Annotated in this window: 21 protein-coding genes; 9 read left to right on the forward strand and 12 right to left on the reverse strand. The window is 49.0% G+C overall.

The genetic code is table 11. The annotated features are described in order from the left end of the window. Nucleotides 1-258 precede the first annotated feature (258 nt). Entirely contained in the window at nucleotides 259-963 is a 705-nt protein-coding gene (locus tag H8S80_RS18170; RefSeq protein WP_243006234.1) for a phosphatase, read from the forward strand. 98 nt (nucleotides 964-1,061) lie between these two features. On the opposite strand, the gene H8S80_RS18175 is transcribed toward H8S80_RS18170, so the two are convergent. Continuing rightward, a complete protein-coding gene (locus tag H8S80_RS18175) occupies nucleotides 1,062-2,153 on the reverse strand; it encodes a hypothetical protein (RefSeq protein WP_002605496.1) in 1,092 nt (363 codons plus the stop codon). Between the two features lie 194 nt (nucleotides 2,154-2,347). On the opposite strand from H8S80_RS18175, the gene H8S80_RS18180 reads away from it, so the two are divergent. Both H8S80_RS18180 and H8S80_RS18185 read left to right on the forward strand, forming a co-directional pair. Beyond that, on the forward strand, nucleotides 2,348-2,614 hold the full coding sequence (locus H8S80_RS18180) for a hypothetical protein (protein WP_002605495.1): 267 nt from the start codon (nucleotides 2,348-2,350) through the stop codon (nucleotides 2,612-2,614). Nucleotides 2,615-2,626: 12 nt separating this feature from the next. Next, nucleotides 2,627-3,556 (forward strand): hypothetical protein, encoded by a 930-nt coding sequence (locus H8S80_RS18185; protein WP_117633179.1) that lies wholly within the window; start codon nucleotides 2,627-2,629, stop codon nucleotides 3,554-3,556. A 61-nt stretch (nucleotides 3,557-3,617) separates the two neighbouring features. Here the strand turns inward: H8S80_RS18185 and H8S80_RS18190 are convergent, their stop codons facing one another. Continuing rightward, nucleotides 3,618-4,400: a DUF6612 family protein gene (locus H8S80_RS18190; RefSeq protein WP_025529628.1), complete on the reverse strand. Its 783-nt coding sequence runs from the start codon at nucleotides 4,398-4,400 to the stop codon at nucleotides 3,618-3,620. A 326-nt stretch (nucleotides 4,401-4,726) separates the two neighbouring features. Between H8S80_RS18190 and H8S80_RS18195 the strand changes: the two genes are divergently transcribed. Then, a complete protein-coding gene (locus H8S80_RS18195) occupies nucleotides 4,727-5,572 on the forward strand; it encodes an AraC family transcriptional regulator (protein ID WP_002605491.1) in 846 nt (281 codons plus the stop codon). A gap of 100 nt (nucleotides 5,573-5,672) precedes the next feature. On the opposite strand, the gene H8S80_RS18200 is transcribed toward H8S80_RS18195, so the two are convergent. From H8S80_RS18200 to H8S80_RS18220, 5 genes are all read right to left on the reverse strand, one after another. Then, on the reverse strand, nucleotides 5,673-7,640 hold the full coding sequence (locus tag H8S80_RS18200) for a sensor domain-containing diguanylate cyclase (protein WP_117633181.1): 1,968 nt from the start codon (nucleotides 7,638-7,640) through the stop codon (nucleotides 5,673-5,675). Further along, nucleotides 7,633-9,060: an extracellular solute-binding protein gene (locus tag H8S80_RS18205; RefSeq protein ID WP_117633182.1), complete on the reverse strand. Its 1,428-nt coding sequence runs from the start codon at nucleotides 9,058-9,060 to the stop codon at nucleotides 7,633-7,635. Before H8S80_RS18205 ends, H8S80_RS18200 begins: the two co-directional genes overlap by 8 nt. A gap of 319 nt (nucleotides 9,061-9,379) precedes the next feature. After that, complete coding sequence (locus H8S80_RS18210; protein WP_025529623.1) at nucleotides 9,380-10,729, reverse strand: glucose-6-phosphate isomerase; 1,350 nt, start codon at nucleotides 10,727-10,729, stop codon at nucleotides 9,380-9,382. 111 nt (nucleotides 10,730-10,840) lie between these two features. Beyond that, nucleotides 10,841-11,893, reverse strand: coding sequence for a hypothetical protein (locus H8S80_RS18215; RefSeq protein ID WP_002605487.1), 1,053 nt, complete (start codon nucleotides 11,891-11,893; stop codon nucleotides 10,841-10,843). Between the two features lie 126 nt (nucleotides 11,894-12,019). Further along, nucleotides 12,020-12,718 (reverse strand): 5'-methylthioadenosine/adenosylhomocysteine nucleosidase, encoded by a 699-nt coding sequence (locus H8S80_RS18220; RefSeq protein WP_002605486.1) that lies wholly within the window; start codon nucleotides 12,716-12,718, stop codon nucleotides 12,020-12,022. 202 nt (nucleotides 12,719-12,920) lie between these two features. Between H8S80_RS18220 and H8S80_RS18225 the strand changes: the two genes are divergently transcribed. After that, nucleotides 12,921-13,169 carry a TIGR03905 family TSCPD domain-containing protein gene (locus H8S80_RS18225; protein ID WP_002605485.1) on the forward strand — a complete coding sequence of 83 codons (249 nt, stop codon included), beginning with the start codon at nucleotides 12,921-12,923 and terminating at the stop codon, nucleotides 13,167-13,169. Nucleotides 13,170-13,200: 31 nt separating this feature from the next. On the opposite strand, the gene H8S80_RS34645 is transcribed toward H8S80_RS18225, so the two are convergent. After that, the gene (locus tag H8S80_RS34645) at nucleotides 13,201-13,329 is read right to left on the reverse strand and encodes a hypothetical protein (RefSeq protein WP_278321724.1); all 129 of its coding nucleotides are present in this window, start codon (nucleotides 13,327-13,329) and stop codon (nucleotides 13,201-13,203) included. A gap of 96 nt (nucleotides 13,330-13,425) precedes the next feature. Here H8S80_RS34645 and H8S80_RS18230 point away from each other — a divergent pair, with 96 nt between their 5' ends. The 4 genes from H8S80_RS18230 to H8S80_RS18245 all read left to right on the forward strand — a co-directional run bounded on the left by H8S80_RS18230 (nucleotide 13,426) and on the right by H8S80_RS18245 (nucleotide 17,128). After that, nucleotides 13,426-15,159, forward strand: a complete 1,734-nt coding sequence (locus tag H8S80_RS18230; RefSeq protein ID WP_117633183.1) for an FUSC family protein — start codon at nucleotides 13,426-13,428, stop codon at nucleotides 15,157-15,159. A 105-nt stretch (nucleotides 15,160-15,264) separates the two neighbouring features. Continuing rightward, entirely contained in the window at nucleotides 15,265-15,702 is a 438-nt protein-coding gene (bilQ, locus tag H8S80_RS18235) for a bilirubin utilization transcriptional regulator BilQ (protein WP_117633184.1), read from the forward strand. Next, nucleotides 15,695-16,807: a bilirubin reductase gene (gene bilR / locus H8S80_RS18240; protein WP_117633185.1), complete on the forward strand. Its 1,113-nt coding sequence runs from the start codon at nucleotides 15,695-15,697 to the stop codon at nucleotides 16,805-16,807. Before bilQ ends, bilR begins: the two co-directional genes overlap by 8 nt. A gap of 30 nt (nucleotides 16,808-16,837) precedes the next feature. After that, a complete protein-coding gene (locus H8S80_RS18245; RefSeq protein ID WP_002605481.1) occupies nucleotides 16,838-17,128 on the forward strand; it encodes a magnetosome magnetite crystal formation protein family in 291 nt (96 codons plus the stop codon). A 54-nt stretch (nucleotides 17,129-17,182) separates the two neighbouring features. Here the strand turns inward: H8S80_RS18245 and H8S80_RS18250 are convergent, their stop codons facing one another. The 4 genes from H8S80_RS18250 to H8S80_RS18265 all read right to left on the reverse strand — a co-directional run bounded on the left by H8S80_RS18250 (nucleotide 17,183) and on the right by H8S80_RS18265 (nucleotide 21,957). Continuing rightward, complete coding sequence (locus tag H8S80_RS18250) at nucleotides 17,183-17,710, reverse strand: flavodoxin family protein (protein WP_002605480.1); 528 nt, start codon at nucleotides 17,708-17,710, stop codon at nucleotides 17,183-17,185. Between the two features lie 125 nt (nucleotides 17,711-17,835). Beyond that, nucleotides 17,836-20,223, reverse strand: coding sequence for a glycoside hydrolase family 31 protein (locus H8S80_RS18255; RefSeq protein ID WP_117633186.1), 2,388 nt, complete (start codon nucleotides 20,221-20,223; stop codon nucleotides 17,836-17,838). Nucleotides 20,224-20,244: 21 nt separating this feature from the next. Then, nucleotides 20,245-21,066, reverse strand: a complete 822-nt coding sequence (locus tag H8S80_RS18260) for a carbohydrate ABC transporter permease (protein ID WP_002605471.1) — start codon at nucleotides 21,064-21,066, stop codon at nucleotides 20,245-20,247. A 12-nt stretch (nucleotides 21,067-21,078) separates the two neighbouring features. Next, nucleotides 21,079-21,957 (reverse strand): carbohydrate ABC transporter permease, encoded by an 879-nt coding sequence (locus H8S80_RS18265; protein WP_002605470.1) that lies wholly within the window; start codon nucleotides 21,955-21,957, stop codon nucleotides 21,079-21,081. Nucleotides 21,958-21,961 lie beyond the last annotated feature (4 nt).

Here is a 21,961-nt window from a genome sequence, read left to right on the forward strand (position 1 = left end):
CTTTTCCTCTTCCCGTTTCTATTAGTTTCCTAGTCCCAGTTTGTGCTAAATCACTTTTTTCATCGTATTTATTGATGTTTTATAGTTAGATTATAGCATGTTGACTAATTTTGTCAATAAAATTATAAGTAAATGTTTTGTAAAGTTTATATTATTTTTTAGTTTTTTCGTATTTTTTTCAGATTGTATTGATTTTTTGTTTACTAAACATTATAATAAGTTTATCTTACTACAAAATTATATAAGAAGAAAAGAGGGGTGTGTTTGAAAACAATCGCGGATTTACATATGCATACCAGCGTCAGCCAGCACGCTTACAGCACTCTGGATGAGATGGCAATGGCCGCAAAGTTTAAAGGTTTTAAAGCCTTTGGCATTACCAATCACGGTCCCGGGATGTTGGACGGCGCCATGGAGCTTCACTTCCTGTGTTTACGAAACCTTCCGGACGAGCTCTACGGTATTCGTTTTTACAAGGGCGCCGAAGTGAATATTAAGTCGTATGACGGTCAGCTGGATCTGCCTGAATCCATTTTAAAAAACCTGGATATTGTCATTGCTTCCTATCACGCGGAGGCCATTGCCCCGGCCTCACCGGCGGATCACACGCGGGGGCTTATCGAGGTCTTGAAAAATCCCGATGTGGACTGTCTGGGGCACATTGGGAATCCGGTTTTTCAATGCGACTATGAGGCCGTCATCAAGGCATGCGCCCAGGAGGAAAAGTTAATCGAGATCAACTCCAACTCCTTTATAGTCCGCCCCGGAAGCGATAAGAACTGCAAAACCGTCGCCCGGCTCTGCATGGAATATGGTGTCTCCGTACTGGTCAGCTCCGACGCCCACTCCAAGTACGCGGTCGGCAGCCACGACGCGGCCTTAAAGATGTTAAAAAGCATCTCCTTTCCGGAGAAACTGATCGTAAACTCGGACTGGGATCTGCTTCAGAGGCGTCTGCCGTAGCCGGAAGTGAAAAAACAGCAATAAGAAAGACGCAGTGCAGAACTTCTATCTGCTGCAATAGAAGTTCTGCACTGCGTCTTTCTCTTATTATATATTCGTTATCCCTTTACACTCTTATAAAGTGCTTCCGCCTCACTGATCGTAGCAGCTTTCCCCAGCCGTATAAAATCAGCCAGCTCATCCAGCTTCTCAGGCACCATGAATTCCGTTCCGAGATAGGATTCATAATTATCCGTGATAAAGAGCGTCTGCTCCTTCACTTTCACCTCGGCTTCCTTGGCCTCATCCGAGGCACGGCGCAGATCAGCCTCCAGCCGTTCGATCTTCTCCCTGCTTCCACCGGCAATCTCATCAGAAATGATGGTCTTCGTCACCTTCTCAAATGTATTTAACGCCTCTTTCTTCTTGCTGGTGATATCCGCCAGGTCCTGCTCGATCTGAGCGATCTCATCGTCATACTTTTCCAGATCATACACAGCCTCGTCCCGGTCGCGCCGGATCGCGCTGGTAATGACACGGATCTTCTTATCGTTCGTCCTCATTAAATCGCGGATTTTCCGTCCCTGCTTTAGCGTCTCCTGATGACGCACCTTTGTCTTATTATTAATCAGAATATAGAGTCCTCCGAAGACAACGACAGCCACGAAATAGATCCCCGCCAGATAGTAGTTGGACTTCTGCGGAAGCAGCATGTAGATTCCCCACGGAACCGCAAGAAAGCAAATCAGAATCGTCACCAGTAAAATCAGAAATTCTGAGAATCCTCTGGTAAAATACAGGGAGTAGTACCATGTGGATTTACAGAAACGCGGCACACGGTCCTGCTGGAACGCCGTCTTCATCTGCAGCTTCAGTTCCCGGTTGTCATCCCGCAGTTCCTTCGTCTCTTCCTCAATCCGTTCCTTCACGCCCTGGCTCTTCGCCTTCTCCCGTTTGCTCCGAACCCGCTTTAACCGGTCCTGTCCTTTTGCTATCTCCTTGTCGTAGGAACCGTTAATTTCTTCCATACGCTTCTTCACAGTCAGACTGATCGCATCCGTCACTGCCTTCTTTTCCGCCTCCAGTTCTTTCTCCAGACGCTTCTCATCCAGGCGTATTTTATCCAGTGAATTTTTGCTCGCAGACAGCTCCTGTACGGCTCTGCATGCCTCTGACAGGAATCCGACCTGGTCTGTTATCGGTTGTGCCATTCGTCGTCGTCCTCCTTCGGTTTTATCCGATTTTATTCCACAAAAAACGCTAACTTGATTCTATCATATTCTATTCATTTTTACAAATTTTTAATCTCAAGTTTTTTCCCTTGCACTGCTTCCCGCCAGGATGATATAATCAACTGCATACACTTTTTATAAAAACCACAGATATACGGGAGGAGGAAGATTCTATGTTTCGCATGTGGGGAAAGATTATAAAAGACACGAGACTCGTCCGGGATACCGTTATCTGCATCTCCGATTACTCGATGTCCAGAACCGCCATGGTATTCCAGGCTCTTGATGATATCTGCTATGAATTTGATTTGGGTAAGCCGATCTGGCTGGACGCCACCATTCACGAGTTTAAGGTTCATGACAAGGCGCGTTTTTATCAGGACAACTTTATCGAACACATTGATTTCGATTTTCTGGAAATCCAGGTCATCGAAGAATAAAGAGGGATTACGATGTTACGGAAAAGTAAATGGCTTTTGGTTCCGGCCGCCGCTCTGGCCGCCGCTTCCCTGATGGTCTCCGGCTGTTTCGGGAAAACCGGGGAACACGAACTGCAGGAAGCGGCAGACGCCATCAATGCCGCGATTGAACACGATCTGGCCCTGGACCGCTATGAATTTACGGTCTCCAGAGGTGCATTTTTCGATGAGAAAAGCTATGAAGGCCAGAAGACCACGTATATCTGCGTCTCCGGGGACGGAGGCCGTGACTACTATATTACCACCACCTCCAGTGACAAAAGCTCCACTCTGACCGTAGAGCATGAGCTTCTTGGCAATGATCATTATTACCGGATATTTGACAAGGAGAAAGACGAGTACCATATCCCCTCCGATGCCGGCAGTGATACGGGCAGTCATCCCGGGCTGCTGGAGAAAGGCTGGGTTTACGACACCACCGACAGCCCCTCCGGAAACGAAGACTATAAAAAGCGCCTGTGGATCTACGGGCACCGCATCGCTCCGGAAGACTTTGCAGAAGCTTCCATCGATAAGGATGGCGACTGGACCACGATTTCGCTCAGCCGCAGCCCCGAACAGCTTAAGGAATCTTCCCTTCCCTCTAAGGTCATGTACGACGAAGCGATGGACTGGTATCAGCGGGAACTGGCAAAAGGTGATCTGAAGCAGTATGAAAGAAGCTCTCTGGAGGCAAAGCAGAAGGAACTGGAGGAGACCGGCGCCGAGGCCATCGACCGGAATTATACCGCCGAGACACTGAAAGCCGTCATCGATTCATCGGGACGCCTGCTGACGATCGAATACCGCCTCTCTTACGATTATGGACAGGAAATCGACGGCGAGACAGTCAAGACCATCACGCAGTACAGCAATGCGACACTCGAACGCTCCAATGACGATTCCATCGTTCTTCCAGAATAAAGCATGACTAGATAAAACAGCGCTGCACATTCTCCTCATAAGAATGTGCAGCGCTGTCTGCTTACTGCTGGGTTCCCAGAGCCGCAGGATCGATTTCCTGATAGCCCTCCAGGTCTGGCGCAGTCAATGTGACCGCCTGGCCCGGATTATGATAAATGGCGTCGGTATCCATCTCCACTCCAACTGTTTCTCCCTGGACCGTCATATCCATGCTCATCTTGATATTCATGCTTGAGAAATAGCCGTCTTTATTCACAACCGCTTCTCCGCTGGCCGATTTGATCTTATAAGCAACGTCTTCCGCTCCGGCGATCGCTCCGCTCATACTGCCCATGATATCCTGTACATAGGAATCCATCTTTTCCGCGTCAGCCGTAAATGTGAGGATCTGGTTATCTCCGTCCTTCTTCGCCTTGATTTCCTTCATATAAGAAGATTCCATGTTGGCGCCTTCCGTGCTCTGCTTAACCTGCTCCATGAGCTGGTTTAAATCCATGGCGTACTTGATCTTCTGTCCCATGGTCTCCATGTAGTAATAGCCGCCCTCATAGTACATCGTCACATCGATGTCCTGACCCGCCATCGTGGTCTTTCCGGCTGCCAGATACTTCATATCATCCGTATTCGCGCCGGTCATCTGAATATCCATGGTTGTCGATAAGTCGATGGTCTGATCCCCCTGAGTCATCGTCATGGCAGCCGTCGTCTCGATATCCATTTCCTGCAGTTCAGAAGTCTTCTTGGAAGCTTCATCATAAATCGTCCTGGCGTCTTTTCCGCCGCCGCATCCTGCCAGGGATAATACCATGGCCGCGCTCAAAAGAAGTGCTAAATATTTTTTCATAGTTTCCTCCTTGTAATAAGAAATGTAATACAATACAGTATACTATATACACCTTACCAATACCAGAACTATATTCTTAAATAAAGCTGACAATAAGTGGAAGAAAGGGCTTTCACCGGCATGGTCCCCATAGGATTCTTACTTTTTATATATCTTGCTCCTGTAATAATAAAAAGCTTTCTTTTCATGGCCAAATCACCTATAATAGACAGTATAAAAGGACTTTATTTGGTGTTTTTACGTATGAGTAACAGCTTATTTATTATCATTTTGCGATTTCATAGCAAGATAATTAAAAAGCCTGTAAAATTTAAAGAGGTAGCCCTATGAGTAACGAACGATTAAATTTTGATAAAAATCTTGAAACACTCCAAAAACTGAATTTCCAGCTCCTGTACGCCTCCACCTCCAAATACGAAGGCGACTGGCAGAGTCTTCCCCATACCCATCATTTTACCGAGCTGTTCTATGTCATCAGCGGCCTGGGAAAATTCCTGGTGGAAGACCGGCTGATCACGGTTAAGGAAAATGATATGGTCATCGTCAATCCCAATGTGGAACACACGGAGAAGTCTATGGATTCCAAACCATTAGAGTATATTGTATTCGGTGTTGAGGGCCTGACCTTCTCTTTCGGCACTCCGGATGTCCCGGAAAACTATGGTTACTATAACTATTCCGCCGAAAAAAAGAACCTGCTGAACTTCTCCCAGCTGATGCTTCGTGAGATCAAGGAAAAAAAGAACGGTTACGAGCAGGTATGTCACGACCTTCTGGAAGTTATTCTCATCTATATTACGAGAAATGACCAGTTCGGCATCATCTCCACGGATGCCTCCCGGATGCCAAAGGAGTGCGCCAGCGCCAAACGGTATCTGGATGCAAACTACGCACAGCCGATCACCCTGGATTCTCTGGCGGATGCCACCCATATCAACAAGTTTTACTTATCGCACACCTTTTCCAAGTATCTGGGAATGTCGCCCATCACCTATCTGATCCAGCGCCGTCTTCAGATAAGTAAGGATCTGCTCACGCAGACGGATTATTCGATTGCCGAGATTGCAGCCAGTACGGGATTTGCCTCGCAGTCGTATTTTTCGCAGATATTTAAGAAGTTTACGGGGATAAGTCCGAATCAGTACAGGAAGCAGAATGCGGTGCATCAATAGATGGAAACACAGCAAGACTAATCTCAGAAAACCTAAGCTAAATCTTGAAAAAAGCCCATGCCTGCAATCCTCATCCGATTACAGCCATGGGCCTCTTACTTCAAGATTTATCTATGTTCTTCATCTGTTTCTTCATCTCATACATATTATGATCCGCGCGGGACAACAGATCACCGAATGCCTCCGCACTGTCCGGAGCGGATATCGCATATCCCCAGGCGATCCCCGCTTCAAACCCATTCTCTTTACCATACGCCTTTACCCGGCCGGCTGACAGGCGGCAGCATTCCTCAATCGAGTTCTCAGGCATTCCCTCAAGCACTGCTGCGAATTCATCCCCGCCGATGCGGTAGATCCACGCATCCTTTAAGGCTCCGGAGATCGCTCTGGCAGCAAAGCGTATGTACTTATCGCCCGTCTCGTGTCCAAACTGGTCATTTACCCCCTTGAGACAGTTCAAATCGAACATCAGGACCGCCAGCGGCTTTCCGAGCCGCAGCATTCCATCCCATTTCTGCTGCCGGCGCTCGAAGGCCTTTCTGTTCAGCACCCGGGTGAGGCCGTCCAGATCATTTTCCGCTCTGAGTGACTGCGTCTTGAGCGTCTCCTCTGTCACATCTTCCACGACTCCGCTCTTCTTCCCGTCGTCCTCACGAAAGGTCAGACGGATCCAGCGTTTTCCCTCCGGCCGTTCCAGACAGAATACATTTTCATCCTCTGTCGGCTTCTCGCAGATCTTCTTTAAGAATGCCTGAAATTCATCCTGGCTCCTGCAAAAAGCCCGTTCCTGCTCTTTCGATAATCCCAGCAGCCGGGGAACCTGGTTCGTCATGTAGACCTTATTCCCCTTAGAGCCCATCTCATAGACTCCCACCGGAACCTCCGAGAGCTCCAGAAGCCTTGAATAACGGGTAAACCACCGGCTGATCAGCACCGCAATCCCTGCGCCTGCGCAGAGTGAAATGAGAAATGAATAGACCAGAATCTCCTGGATTCGGTGCGGATACCGCAGCAGTACATCTTCATCCATCAGGCCGATCAGATACCACTCTTCTCCCGAAAAAGGAGTATTGTTATAATACATGCCCATCTGTTTCAGACACGCATAGATTACCTCATTTCCATTGTGGTTTTCCAATTGGAAAATACCGTTCTCTGCATCTTTTGCCTTAAACTCCATAGGACTGGCGCTCTGCAGAATACGCTTCTGGAGAGCTCCGTGGGTGACGAGAGGGCGGATCTCACCGTTCTCTCCGGTATGTATTCCGACCACATAGCCGTAGGAGTCCACAGCCATCAGATCGGATGGCGGCAGATATTTATACAGGTAATTCAGCGAGATCTCAACACCAAATACACCGACTGTCCTTCCCCGCTGGTCCACCAGAGGAATCGAATACGTTACCACCTCTTCCCCTCCGTCATAGAGCCGGAACGGCGGACACCAATAGCCCAGCAGTTTCTCATCGCCTGCCAGCCCTATACTGCTGAATGGTTTTTCATAAAACGCACGGTTCGCATCTGTCAGCTCCAGCTGGTACTTCCATGCGGCATCTGTCACCACCTGCGTCTCCTGTGCCACATCCCAGGGGCCGGCCAGAAGATAGGTATTGGAATTGCGCTCATCGACCCGGTTCGGATTGGCATTCCTGAAATAAAGCGCCGGGTAGCTGCCGTTTCCATCGTCTCCCCTGTCTAATATTAAAAATGCCCCCGTGGTTTTCGTGTAGTACAGCGCATTCAGCACAGTCGGGGCGGCCGCCTTAAGCAGCTCTTCCTTTTCCAGCAGTTCCCCGTTCTCATCTCTCTCTGCATCCGCGAAATACCGGCTCAGCTCATCGGTATAGAGTTCAAAATTCGTCCAGACATTCTTCATCTCCCCTTCGATTGTCACCGCGCGGTTCTTCACTTTCTCTGAAAAAATCTGGTACGCATTCTCCCGGGACTGCCCGATCACACCGCCCAGACTCAGAAGGGCCGTCATCAACAGACTCTGAATCACAACCGACACCACAAACGTAAGCGCCAGTTTAAAGGCGATCGAATCACTTCTCACCTTTTTATTCATTTACCTCTCCAACCATTTCTCCCATTAAATCCTGATACCATTTATCAAAGTTCTCATCTTCCATAAAACCGGAAATCACTGTCTGCCTGTCTTCGCCGTTCTCCACCCTGTTATGAAGCTCATTCAGATCAAGCTCCACCTTCCGCTCCAGGGAACGGGAAAACCGTTCATTTGCTTCATACGAATTCTCAAACGGCCTTCTGACGAAGAACTTCCCTTCCTGCATCGCCTCAAGGGCCGCTGTCACGCTCTTTTTTACCGCATCCGTATTATCGCTCATCTGTATGAAATTTTCCAGCGCCTCGATAGACGACAGCGCCTCATTTTCCACCGGTATATATCCGATCGACGCAGTAAATTCAATGTTCCGCTCAGGATCCGTAAACCATTTCAGAAATTCCGCGGCGGCGTACTCGGAAGTTTCGCTGGAACGGAATATTCCCATGTCCGCTCCTCTCTGAGCCATATAGCCGCGCCCTCCCTCAAAGGTCGGATAGGGCCTCACCCTGCATTCGATGGGATACTGGTTCTTCCCATCCACGATCACCTCTTTAGGAAAGTATCCGGCGCCGGCCGACGAACCGATGTAGGCCAGCAGACTGCCGCTCTTCAGCCCATCCTGATTATACACACTGCTCTTATACCAGCCGTTTATATGAGGGACGTAATAGGCATTCCACGCCTTTCTCGCGGTCTCCCTGGAATAGACAAATGAGTGATTTTCCCCATCGGCGGGAAATGGATCCGCTCCATCCTGGACCGCTGTCAGCACCGCAAAGTCGTTAAAGCTGTTCATTCCCAGTAATGGCTGCCCGCCGGACCATCTATAATATTCCTCTGCCGCCGAGACAAGTCCTTCCCATGTGTTAAGTACATCATCAGAAAGACCTGTAGCCGAGCGAAACTGCTTCCAGCCCGTCTCGTTCACAAATAAAAGCTCTGTCGATTTCGCCACAGGAATCAGTTTATGACGGCCATCTTTTCCCCAGACACCCTCGCTGAGAAACTCTGCGCGGTACCGCCCCAGCTCCTCAGCACTGTAATACTCTTCCATTTCCACCAGGGGCGCCAGTTGATCCAGGCGGTATGCGCTGTCCGGATACGCCGTAAACACATTGGGAAGCGGGTCAGATCCGATAATCTCATTGGCGGAGTTAAACAAAGCGTCATCCAGTTCCCCGCTCGAACCAAAGCCGTAGGCATCCACGACGATTCCCAGCTCCAGCCCTTTCGTCTCATTAAATTCTGTCACCTTTTCATCAAATATCGTCTTTGCAAAAGCATTATATGCATGCCAGACCGTAATAACAGTCGGTTTTTTCGGATCCAGCACACGCCTGCTTTCCCGGGCGCAGCCAGATACTGCGCAAACCAGCGACAGGGACAGCACCGCTATCTTCCATGTTCTTTTCCCTTTCATAGTGTCCGTCTCTCCATTTCTATTCACTTATGCCCGGAAACGCCAGCCAACCCCTGTGAATCCATCGATTCAGCAGGCTGCACCGGATTCATAGGGTTCGATGGTCTGCAGTTACCCTAACGGTTTTGATGTATGTTTATATTATATCATACACTTATTTATTGAACATATTAATTTTTTTGTATAGTCTGGGAAATTTATGGATTGGAACCTATTACCACCTTAACAATCAAACGGGATATTGCGAAAATGGATAAAAAAACAGCCCGCACCCCACAACTGCTCACCCAGTCATGGAATACGGGCCTTTTATTCTATTTTACAATCTCTTTAACAGCTCTTCTCTTTCTTTCTCATATCCAGGCTTACCCAGAAGCGCAAACATATTCTTCTTATAGCTCTCCACACCTGGCTGGTTGAACGGATTGACACCCAGAATATAACCGCTGACACCGCATGCATACTCGAAGAAATAGAATAACTGTCCTAAGCAGTATTCGTCCTGTTCCGGGATCTTTACCATCAGGTTCGGTACATCGCCGTCTGTATGGGCTAAGATCGTGCCGTTCATGGCACTCTTGTTGACGAAATCCACATTTTTGCCTGCTAAGTAGTTCATACCGTCCGTATCCACTTCTTCCTTCTGAAGCAGGATCTCGGCCGGGGATTCTTCGACATTCAGCACGGTCTCAAACATCACACGGGAACCGTCCTGGATGAACTGGCCCATGGAATGTAAATCCGTGGTTAAATCCACAGCTGCCGGGAAAATACCTCTGCGGTCTTTTCCTTCGCTCTCACCAAATAACTGTTTCCACCACTCGGAAACGTAATGAAGGCTTGGCTCATAGTTGGCCACAATCTCAACGGCCTTGCCTTTTCTATGTAAGATGTTGCGCACGGCTGCATACTGTAATGCGGAGTTGGACTCATATGGAGTCTCAAGAGCCGCCTTTCTTCCTGCCGCAGCACCTTCCATTAATTTATCGATATCAGCGCCTGATACTGCAATCGGAAGCAGGCCGACCGCTGTCAGGACTGAGAAACGTCCACCTACGTCATCCGGCACGACAAAGGACTCATAACCCTCTTCCGTCGCCAGATTCTTAAGTGCACCCCTTGACTTGTCCGTCGTAGCGTAAATTCTCTTGTTCGCCTCTTCACGGCCATACTTTTGGATCAGCATCTCCTTGAAGACACGGAATGCAATCGCCGGTTCTGTCGTTGTACCGGACTTGGATATGATATTAACGGAGAAATCCTTTCCTTCCAGCACATCCTTTAAGTCATGGATGTATTTGCTGCTGATGCTGTTGCCTAAGAAATAAATCTCCGGAGTTTTGCGTTTTCCCTTCGGCAATACATTATAGAAACTGTGGGATAAGAACTCAATGGCCGCTCTGGCGCCTAAATAGGAACCGCCAATACCAACTACAAGAAGTACATCAGAATCGTTCTGAATCTTGGCCGCCGCTTTTTTTATTCTCTCAAATTCTTCCTTATCATAGTCTACCGGAAGATCAATCCAACCTAAAAAATCATTCCCTGCGCCGGACTTGTCCATCAGCACATCTCTTGCACACAACGTTGTGGCTTTCATATTTTCCATCTCTTCTGCTGAGACGAAGCCTGCTGCTCTGGAATAATCAAATACTACTTCTTTTCCCATTTCTATCATTCTCCTTTTCCTTTTGTTTCAGGTTATAGAATGCCTGTTCAGGAACAGTATATCATAAATCCCCTCCAATTGCGATACAATTTTCCTTTCTCTCCCAAATGTTCAAGTCAGATATTCATGCAGAATTTCCCCAATAAGCTTCAATTCATCGGGGTTCAAATCCTTCAGCCAGTCCTCCTGCTGTTTTACGGTTCTTCCTCGTTCGCGGCTCGCCGCTATCTGTTCCAGACTCTTCTTTAAATAGTCCACATCCCGGATGGATCCTTCCATTTCTGACGGCCCGCTGCCGCTTCGCGCCATTTCCTGCGCCATATTCTGATTACCGGCAATTCCTGACGCCTCGTCAGATGCCATTCCCATACCGGTTTCTGCCATAATATTTTCCTGTATAATACCGCCCTGCCTTCCATCTCTCTGTCTTCCGTCGGACCGGCCGCTGTTCTGTCTGCGAGCCTGCGATTCCGCCTTCAGCTGATTTTTCATGCGCTCCGTCCTGTTTCTCTGCTTTCCCCGCACGTTTTCCTGTTTCTCCGGCTCTTCTGCCTGTCCTGCCGCAGTACCTGCTGCCGCGGGATAGATCGACCGGATATTTTCACGGGTTTCCATATGAGGCCCCGATATTGCCTGTGTTTCATCTCGTTCCTGATCCAATCGGTAGATCAGCGTATTTTCCAGATAATTATCGAGCGCGGTGAACAGCTGTTGTTTCTTATCCCCGACGCCTGCTCCGTGGTCTACAAGGATCGTAAAGAGCCCTGCCAGAATTCCCATGGAGCCGTACAGCACTATGTAATAAGGATCGGTACGATACCAGTATGCGCCAAACGCCGCCGCACCTCCTGCGAGGAAACAAAGAAGCGTCATCTGATTGGAAAATGTGTTCCACCCGTTAAGCGTCATGCCCATAAATCTGAAATCATACATTTGCCTCTCTAAATAAGGCTTTATTTTCGGAATCCCCTGATTCATCTGATAGTTGTTTTCTGTCTTCTGCTTAAATGTGCGAAGATTCTTGTTCTTCGTCAGTGACATGTTGTCCGTTTCTTTAATTAATCTTTTGTAGAGGTTACGTGTCAGCCATCTGGTCACGACCCCAAGGCCGCATACGGCTGCAAGCACGTACAGCGCTTTGCCTGTCTGTAAAAATTCCAGCATAATAATAGCTCCCCTTTCTTCCCGGTTGTTCCGGTGATAGGATTATTATAACCACCGAAACTTCCTTTGGGAAGATGAGAGAGCCTAGAATCGTTCGTCAAATCCCGTCAGGATTCGATTCTTAACTTAACATGAATACCTTTCTGCAATGGCTAAAATCAGGTTTACGGAATGGCGCACCGCCTTTACCTCAAACTCGCTGTAGTCCATGGTTGCGCTGTTATCAGCCTTATCTGAGATCGCCCTGATAATCAAAAATGGGACGTGGTTTAAGTATGCCGCCTGAGCGATCGCCGCCCCCTCCATTTCCGTGCAGAAGCCTCCAAAATTTTTCGCAATCCAGTCTTTTTTAACCCGGTCGGAAATAAACTGATCCCCAGAAACGATCCTTCCGGTAAAAACTCCAATGTCAGGATTCACTTCCTTACAGCACTTCAGAGCCAGATTCCGAAGCGTTTCATCGGCCGGAAATGAGAATTCCTCCATCTGCGGAATCTGCCCCACCGGGTATCCAAACCCCGTCGCATCCATATCATGCTGCGCCGTATCGGTGGAAAGCACCACGTCTCCGATCTCGATCTCATTTCTCAAAGAACCGGCGATTCCCGTGTTGATGACCGCATCCACTCCGTAATGGTCCACCAGAATCTGTGTGCACACCGCCGCGTTCACCTTGCCGATTCCGGAACGGACCACCACTGCCTCTTTTCCCCTCAGCGTTCCTTTATAAAAATCCATGCCGGCCATGGTCTTTACTTCCACATCCTGCATTGCCTCTTTTACTTCCGCCACTTCCACATCCATGGCTCCGATAATTCCTAACATACAGCGCCTCCTTTTCGGGTTCCCTTCCGGGTTAATTTGCATATATTGATTATTATAACTGTTTTCGTCCTGTTTGCAAGAGGGTTTCAGTAACCGCCGCTATTGACAATTCCTTCCCTTGTTCGGTATAATTGTAAAAATGCAGGGTCAAAAATAAGGCAGAAAACAAATAAAGCATAGAAGAAATATGGAGGAATGATTCATGATTTATAAAACACACGGCGTATGTTCACAGGAAATTAATTTTGACGTACAGGACAACAAACTCACCAATGTCCGCTTCATCGGCGGATGTTCCGGTAATACACAGGGCCTTGGCCGTCTGATCGAGGGGATGGACGTAGACGAAGCGATCAAACGTCTCGACGGAATTCACTGCGGTCCCAGACCTACCTCCTGCCCGGACCAGCTGGCAAAAGCACTGAAGCAGTATAAGGAATCCCTTTCCTGATGCGAATCCGGATCTGACGCCGTATACAGTTTTACATACGCAACCAGAAATACCAAAAAAACAGAGAAATCACACAGAGAATCAGCACTGTATGCAGCAGGCCGCGGCTTCCGTCATCCGTATAATGGATGACCGCCGCGGCCTGCTTCTTTTCCATCATTATCCAGATCTTCATAAATATTTAAGAAATGGGACGTTCTTGCACTGCCGTTTTTTCTGTGCTACGATATACTTTCGAAAGAAAGGAGTTTTATCTATGGCAATACCCCAAAAAAGTTCCATCCTGCCGGCGGCTCAGGAGAGTATACGCAAAAATCTGAAATTCGCCACTCTGTCATTTCTGTTTATTATTGCTTACGTCAACGTGTTCCAGAAAGTATTCGGAGCAGAAAATTCCATTGTCGGAGTTATCTTCACCATTATGATGTCGGCCTCTATGGCCCGCGACTTAACCTCCACACCATTTAAGCATCTGCTTGCGCAGTCCGCGGTCCTGGTGCTGATGGCAGCTGCCGCCTGTCTGGTTGTCACTTTAAATCCATGGATCGCTCTTCCGATCAACTTTATCATGATTTTTTTAATCCTGTATCTCTATACCTATGAATACTCCGGACATCTGTATTTTCCTTATATTCTGTCCTACCTGTTCCTGATTTTCATATCCCCCTCCAGCCCGGAACAGCTTCCAAGGCGGATTATGGCCATGGTGACGGGAGCCGTCTGCATCATCCTCTATCAGCTGGTCATGGGACGGAACCGGGCCGCGGAGACGGTTTCCGACGTACTTCTTACGCTGATCGGGGAGGCAAAGCAGTACATATTCTGTCTCTTATCCGGCAGCGGAACACCGGAAAGTCTGGAAGATGTCCGAAAGAATATCCGCCGTCTCAGCCGCATGGTCTATGACAGGAGGCGTAAGGAGCTGTGTATATCCGATGCCAACTTCGCCGTGGTCGATTCCGGGCGCGGCCTGGAACACCTGCTTATTCTGCTGTCTCAGACCGAACATCCGGAAAAATACCAGGATATGCTGGAAAAGACGCTGGTCCAGCTGGACCACTTTGAGGCCTATGTAAATATGAAGACCACGGCTCCTCACCTCATTGCGCGGGATGATTTTATTACGGATGTGAAAGACCTGCATCAGACAGAATTTTACAACAGCCTGGAGTACATCAGAAATCACCTGGTCCATATGGCGGATCCCGAAAAGAAATCCAATTTCCGTCCGACCCTGCTCTCCCTTTCCATCCGGATTCAGGCCGCATTAAAAATCAGTAAAGTGCGCGTCGTCTACGCCCTGCGGGTTGCTCTTCTGCTGTCACTCGCAACACTGCTGGTTGAAAGCCTGAATCTTCCTCACGGAAAATGGCTTCTGTTTACCCTTGCCTCAGTCTCTCTCCCTTATGCCGATGATGTGGGGCAGAAGGCCGGGAAACGTTTCTTCGCTACTGTGGCAGGAGGCGTATTCAGTGTGATTCTCTATTCCCTGGTTCCGTCTCCAGCCGGCAGGACTGTTATTATGATGCTGTCCGGCTATTTAAGTTTTTATTTCTCAGATTACACGGGAACATTTACCTGTTCCACCATCGGAGCGCTGGGCGGCGCGGTGTTTATGAACGCATTTGGCTGGGCGCCTGTGGGGCAGATGCTGCTCATCCGTCTGGCCTACGTACTGGCCGGAATCGTGATCGCCTACGCCGCTAACTGCCTCGTCTTCCCCTACCACCGCAGCACGGCCACTGAGACACTGCTGAAAAAATACGATTTCGCCTCCAAGCTGCTGTCAAAGATCTGCCGCCAGGGCGTAACCGACACGCAGTTTTACTACCATCTGGTTATCCAGTCCCAGCTGATCGAGGAAAAACTGTACCAGAATACCTCCGGCGAGGAACGGGAGCTGCTGCATGACAAAATCTCGGAATGCCGGGCGCTGGTGCGGGCGGCTCACCGGAGTTATCCGCAGAGAGAAGGCTTGATTTCACAATAAATCAAAAAAGTATTTGACTAAGTCAACTATTAAGAATATAATTTGACTTAGTCAAATACTTTTTATTTGCTTATTTTTAAATTAAAATTGAAAGGAGCGCTTCCCATGCCAGATTCTCTCGCTTATTATATTACTGCCCTAAGAAAAGATCTGAATGCCTATTCCGATGCCAGACTCAAGCAGTACGGTCTTACGGATGGCCTGTTTTATTATATTATTTACATTGGTAAAAATCCCGGTTGTTCACTCAGTGATGCCGCCCATTTTCTCAGGGCAGACAACGGGCATGTGACCCGGTGCATTGGCAAACTGGAACAGTTAGGCTACGCGGTCCGCACCCGCGATACCGTAGATCACCGGCATTACCATTTAACGCTTACAGCGCAGGGGGAAGCCATTTTCAAGGAACTTCATACTCTTCTTCATGACTGGGATGAGATCGTCTGCCGGAACTTGAACGACGGGCAGAGAGAACAGCTTTTGGAATTGCTCCGGCGCGTCTGCACCCGGGAAGGCGGTAAAGGGGGGCAGAGCCATGTATGAGACTATTAACAGCCCATTCAAGCTGGGTCATGTAACCCTGAAAAATAGAATTATCTTTGCCCCTACCTCCATGGGCCTTAAGGAAGAGGAGTACTTGGAAAAACTGGGCGCCATCGCCCGGGGCGGAACAGCCATGATCATCATCGGGGATGTTCCTGTACTGAAGAGTCCATTTCTGTCCCTGTACAGCAGGAAAGGATTTCTCCGTTACCGCCGGATCACGGAAACGATTCACGAAAACGGCGCCCTGGCGGCCGCCCAGCTGCACATGTCAGACTCGCAGTTCCGTAGTCTGATTAAATATCTTCCGGGCATGATCACCGGAAAGATCAAACCGGATGAGATGAGAGTCCTTTTAAACGATACGGTATCCGGCTATATAACCGGCCTGACCGACAAGAGAATCACAGAGATCACACAGGGCTTCGGCAAAGCGGCCGTTTTAGCAAAGGAAGCCGGATTTGATGTCATTCAAATCCATGGCGACCGGATGTGCGGAAGTTTTTCTTCCTCCATTTACAATCAGCGCACAGACCGGTATGGAGGGAGTGCGGAGAACCGGGCTCGTTTTGCCTGTGAAGCAGTCGCCGCCGTCCGGAAATCACTTCCCGATATGACCATCGATTATAAGCTGGCAGTCCGTCAGGAAGATCCCCATTATGGGAATGCCGGGGTGCTGAAGGAAGAGCTTCCGGTCTTTGTTCCGCTCTTAGAGCAGGCTGGCGTGAACAGCTTTCACGTCACCCTGGCCAACCATTCCGACTTAAGCGATACCATACCGCCGGCCTCACATCCCTATTTTCACGGGCAGGGCTGCTTTTTACCCTTCTGTGATGAGGTCAGCCGTCTGACCGATTTACCGGTCTGCGGAGTAGGACGGCTCTGTTCTCCTGATTTCGTGGAAGAACAGTTGAAATCAGGACGAATCCAACTGGCCGCCATGAGCCGTCAGCTGATCGCAGATCCCGTATGGGTTAAAAAAACCGCCTCCGGCGCCGGTTCCCAGATTTTCACCTGCACAGGATGCAACCGGGAATGCCTGGGAGGTATGCAGGCCCATAAAGGAGTGCATTGTATTCGGGATCGTATAAAAACTACTAATTGAATCACTCAGCCATGAAAGGAAGGTCTTACCATGAAACATTCAAAACTCTATGCCTGTCTCTCTTACTTAAGTATTTTAATCATCATCCCCGCGCTTGTCCCCGGGAAAGACTCATTCGTGCGCTTCCATTTAAACCAGGGGCTGCTTCTCCTGATTGCCAACATTCTGTTCGGATGCATCTCTTTTATTCCGCACATGACTTTGGCCGGCGATCTTTTAAACTGTATCGTGCTGATTCTGGCTGTTATGGGGATCGTATCCGCCATTCAGGGACAGAAGAAAAAGCTGCCTGTTATTGGCAGGATTCAGTTGATTCGGTGATGGCAAGTATAAAATAAAAAAAGGCCGGTACCCATATGGATACCGGCCCCATGCCTACAGATTCTCCGCAAACGTCCTGACCTGTGCAAGCGCCGCGGACTGATAGATACTTCCCTTCTCCACCATACCAGGCGCCGTAAAAGCTCCTTTATTCTCCCACTTTAAGTAATCGCAGATGTCCTTTAACTGGGCCTGGGCCGCGTTATAGACTCCCGGCGAGCCGGAATCCAGCAGCATGGCCGCCGAAGTGATGTGAAATCCCGTTTTGGCGCACGCATACATCCGGTCGATAAAACACTTGATCTGCGCCGAAATATCGAACCAGTAGATGGGCGATGCCAGCACAAGCATATCCGCCTTATGTACATCCAGCAAAATCTCGTTCATATCATCATTCTGCACACAGACGCCGTCATGGGTAAAACAGTACTCGCAGGCCAGACAGGGGCCTACCTTCAGCCGGCTTAACTTCCGCACGGTCACCTCGTGGCCGCTCTCCTTCGCGGCCTGAGCAAATGCATCCGCCAGTATCTCTGTGTTACCGCCTTTTCTCGGGCTTCCCGTTACTACTAAAATGTTCATATTAAAGCCTCCTTCTCCGCTGACCTGCCATGATGCTTCTATGATTAGTATAGGTGGATTGGGGCTGTTTTTCAAGTGTTTTCGGGTGTCTTATTTATTCATTTCCCGACACAGCCTAAAGCGTCTTATGCCGTCAAAATCTCCACCAGCGCCCCCTTAATCTCCCCATCAATCTCCATCGCCTGCAGCTCCGAAAGAAAGACCTTCAAACTCTTCCCTTCCCGGATCCGCCTAAACAACATTTCCTTTGTCTCAAACGTGGTCTCCGCCTGATTCAGAAACTCAAAGGCAAGTTTCTCCACCGGGTTTTCAGAAAGCTTCATGTTTGTCTCAAAGCTTACAACCAGCGTTTCTGCAGTACTAACCTGATCCATCTCCAGGGTCAGTGTTCTGCGGTCCTCATCATAAGACTTTCTGCATGCGGTTTCCCCGCCATTCAGTCTCACACGGCACTCCGCATCCGTCACCGCGGCAAACTCCAGAACGTAATTTCTCTTCTCAGGTATCAGTTCCAGCGCTCCCCTGGCCGAATCAATGGTAAAGGTCTGTTTCTCCCCCTCCCAGTCAAGCTTCATCTCCGTCGTCACGCATACGCCCTGTTCGTAATCACACGTCTCATTGTCATCCTCATACAGCGTAAATGCGCCATCCGCGCCTCCGAAGATCCGGATTCGCAGAGTCTCCGGGTTTTTCGTCACATCGGCGGCCCCGGTGCTGTCCGTCATGGGAATCACACCTCCGGCCTTCACCAGTACCGGAATCGTCTCCAGAGGCCGGTAGAGTTCCATGACTCTTCCGCCTTCATACACCATATGGCTGAAGAAATCGATATAAGTCCCTTCCGGAATCCATGCGCACACCTTTGCCTCGTTGATCTTCCGAATCCTCGGCGCAGAGATGGGAGCCACGATCATCTCGCTTCCGAAATAATACTGATTGGCCGCCTCGTAGGCCTCCGCCGATTCCGGATGCTTATAATACATCGGCATGATCATCGGCTCAGCCGACTCACTCGCCCGGTAGTTCATGGTATAAAGGTAAGGCATCAGACGGTGGCGCAGGCGCAGGAACTCACCCATCACAGCCTCCGACTCCTTCTTAAAGCGCCACGGTTCTTTTCCATTAAACTCGCTGCAGGAACTGTGAAGCCGCATAATCGGAGAAAATACGCCGAACTGCGCCCACCGCGCCTCCATCTCGTCGTCCTTATAGCCCCTCATGTGGCCTCCGATATCATGACTCCACCAGCCATAGCCGATATTGGAAGCGTTCGCCGTAAAATACGGCTGGAAATCGAGGGATTCCCATGTGGTGATGGTATCGCCGGAAAATCCTACCGGATACCTGTGGCTTCCCGGACCCGCATACCGGGAAAATGTCATCGGGCGTTTTCCATCCCTCTTACTGTCCAGAAAATGGTAGTGATTCAGCATCCAAAGCGGATCCAGTCCCGGAATTTTGCTGTTATTCCCCTGCTGCCAGTCCACCCACCAGAAATCCACGCCCATTTCCTCATAAGGATGGTGCGCATACTCAAGATAAGCCTCCAGAAAAGCCGGATCCGCAATATCAAAGTTAATCGGATCTTCCTTCTCCCAGTCAACGCCCAGCGCTCTTGCCATATCCGGATACATTTCCTCAAAGCCCCGGACGCCTTCCGCCGGATGGACATTCAGAGTCGTCCGCATCCCGCGTTTATGAAGCGTCTGAAGAAAACGCTTCGGATCGGGAAACAAGCTGCGATTCCACGTATACCCGGTCCATCCGCTGCCGTATTTCGGATCGATATCCACCAGATGCCAGTCCATATCGATGACAGCCACCGTAAATGGGATATCTTCACGCTCGAACCGGTCCATTAAAGCCAGATACGATTCCTCCGTATACTTGTAGTACCTGCTCCACCAGTTCCCGAGGGCAAAACGAGGAAGCATGGGGGATCGGCCGCTGAGATAGTAAAAGTCCTTCAGGCATTCCAGATAGTCATGGCCGTAACCGAAGAAATAGATGTCCTCGCCCCCGCCGCATCTCGGCTCAACCCAGCCTTCCTCTGTCAGTAGCATGCTTTTTCCATCATCAAGAACAGAATATCCAAACCGGGAAAGGACTCCGTGCTCCAGCTCCGTAGAGCCATCCACCTCGTCAAGCGTTCTTGCGGTTCCCTTCAGATCATGAATTTCCTCAGAGTAATGCCAGATGCTGTGGTATGCGCTTAAGTTCCCGATCACCTGGATGCTCAATCCGTTTTTAGAGAATTTCTTCTCATCATAGATCAGATGAATCCGTTTTGTCAGAATCTCAATCCCGTCTTCCGTCTTAATGACCCGGTACTGGGTTGGTTTAAAATCACGGTTCCACGCCATCTGTGAGGGACGGTCTTCAAAATGGCCGTTTTCCTGATATTCCAGCCGGATCAGTCCGTCCGTCAGCACGCTGATGCGGTAGCAATCGCCCAGCACTATATTTTCCCCGCAGGCTGCAGGGTTTGTCCTTACCTTAAATATCTCTCTCATCACCGTATTCTCCTTCTGTCTTTAACCCTTCACTGCCGATGCGGCGATTCCTGCGATAAACTGTTTCTGGAAGAATAGATAAACCGCCAGAACCGGTATGATCGAAATCGTAGTAGCTGCAAACAGTGCGCCGTAATCTGTGGAATACTGCCCGTTAAACATCTTAAGACCCACGGACAGAAGCTGTTTCCTGCTGTCATCAATAACCAGATAAGGCCAGAGGAAATCTTCCCACGCCCATAAAAACTGGAATATCGCAATACTGGAAATCCCGTTCTTTGACATGGGGATCACAATCTTATGGAAAATATAAAACTCATTTGCCCCGTCAATTCTGGCGGCCTCCAGTATTTCATTGGGCACGGATGCAATATGCTGTTTCATCATAAAGATACCGAAGCCGGAAAATGACGCAGGCACGATCAGCGCGGCATAGGAGTTCATCCAGCCAAAGGCCTTAATCATGGAGTATCTTGGAATGATGGTAACACACCATGGAATCATCATGGTCGCCAGCACAAGGCCGAAGAGCGCGTCTCTTCCTTTAAATTTATATTTGCTGAGTACGAATCCGCACAGGGTGCTGGTATAGATCACGATCACCGTGATAGCCAGCGTAATAAAAATACTGTTTGCAAAAAATCTCATGAAGTTAAAATGAGCATTCATGGACACGTAATTTCCCGCCGTAAACAGCTTTGGCAGGAAGGTCTGATGCAGGGCCACAATTTCACTGTTTTTCTTAAAAGAGGAGGCCAGCATCCATAAAAATGGATACACGGTCACGACTCCCAGTACCAGTAAAACAAGATTCAGTACGATACTGCTTACCTTCTTTTTCATGACATTTCCTCCTTATTCCGAATCCCCGGATACCCGGAATGACAGCCAGGTAAATACCGCGGTGATGACAAACAGTACAAAGGACATCGCGGACGCATATCCGAAATTGTATTTCACGAATGCCTCATTATAAATAATATAAGAGGAGAGGTAGGTGGCTGTTCCCGGACCGCCTTCCGTCAGGATCAGCACCTGTACATACGCCTGGATATAGGAAATGATGGACGTAATCACCACAAACAGCGTCATGGGCTTCAGCAGCGGAAGTGTTAAATACTTGAAGGTCTGCCAGGAAGACGCGCCATCCACTCTCGCCGCCTCCATGGCATCGCTGGGAAGGGAGTAGAGGCCTGCCATAAACATAACGACCGCATAGCCGAAATCCTTCCAGATCGTCATAATCATAATGGCAAGCAGCGCCGTCTTCGGATTCATCAGCCAGTTGATATCAAGTCCCAGGATCTGATTGATCGCACCAATCTGCGGATTATACAGGAATTTCCACACAAATGCCACCGCCACCATCGGCGTAACCACCGGCATGTAATAAATTGCGCGGAAAAAGCTTTTATGCTTAATCAGGTTTGAGTAGATCGCTATAGCAATAGCAAGGCCCAGCCCTACCCGGAAGAAGATAACTACAACTGAAAATATCAGGGTATTGAGCATGGATTTGCCAAAAAGCGCGCTGGTAAATACACTAACATAATTTTCAATACCATTGAACCGGTAAATGCCGCTCAGCGGATTCCATTCGTGAAAGCTGCCTGCAAATGCGATCCCAATCGGCACCAGCAAAAATACCGTGTAGAACAGAATCATTCCGGTTACTGTGATATTGCGGAGCAGGATCTCACTTTTGCTCTGCAGGGGACTTGTTTTTCGGAACATGATT

Source organism: Hungatella sp. L36 (assembly GCF_014288035.1).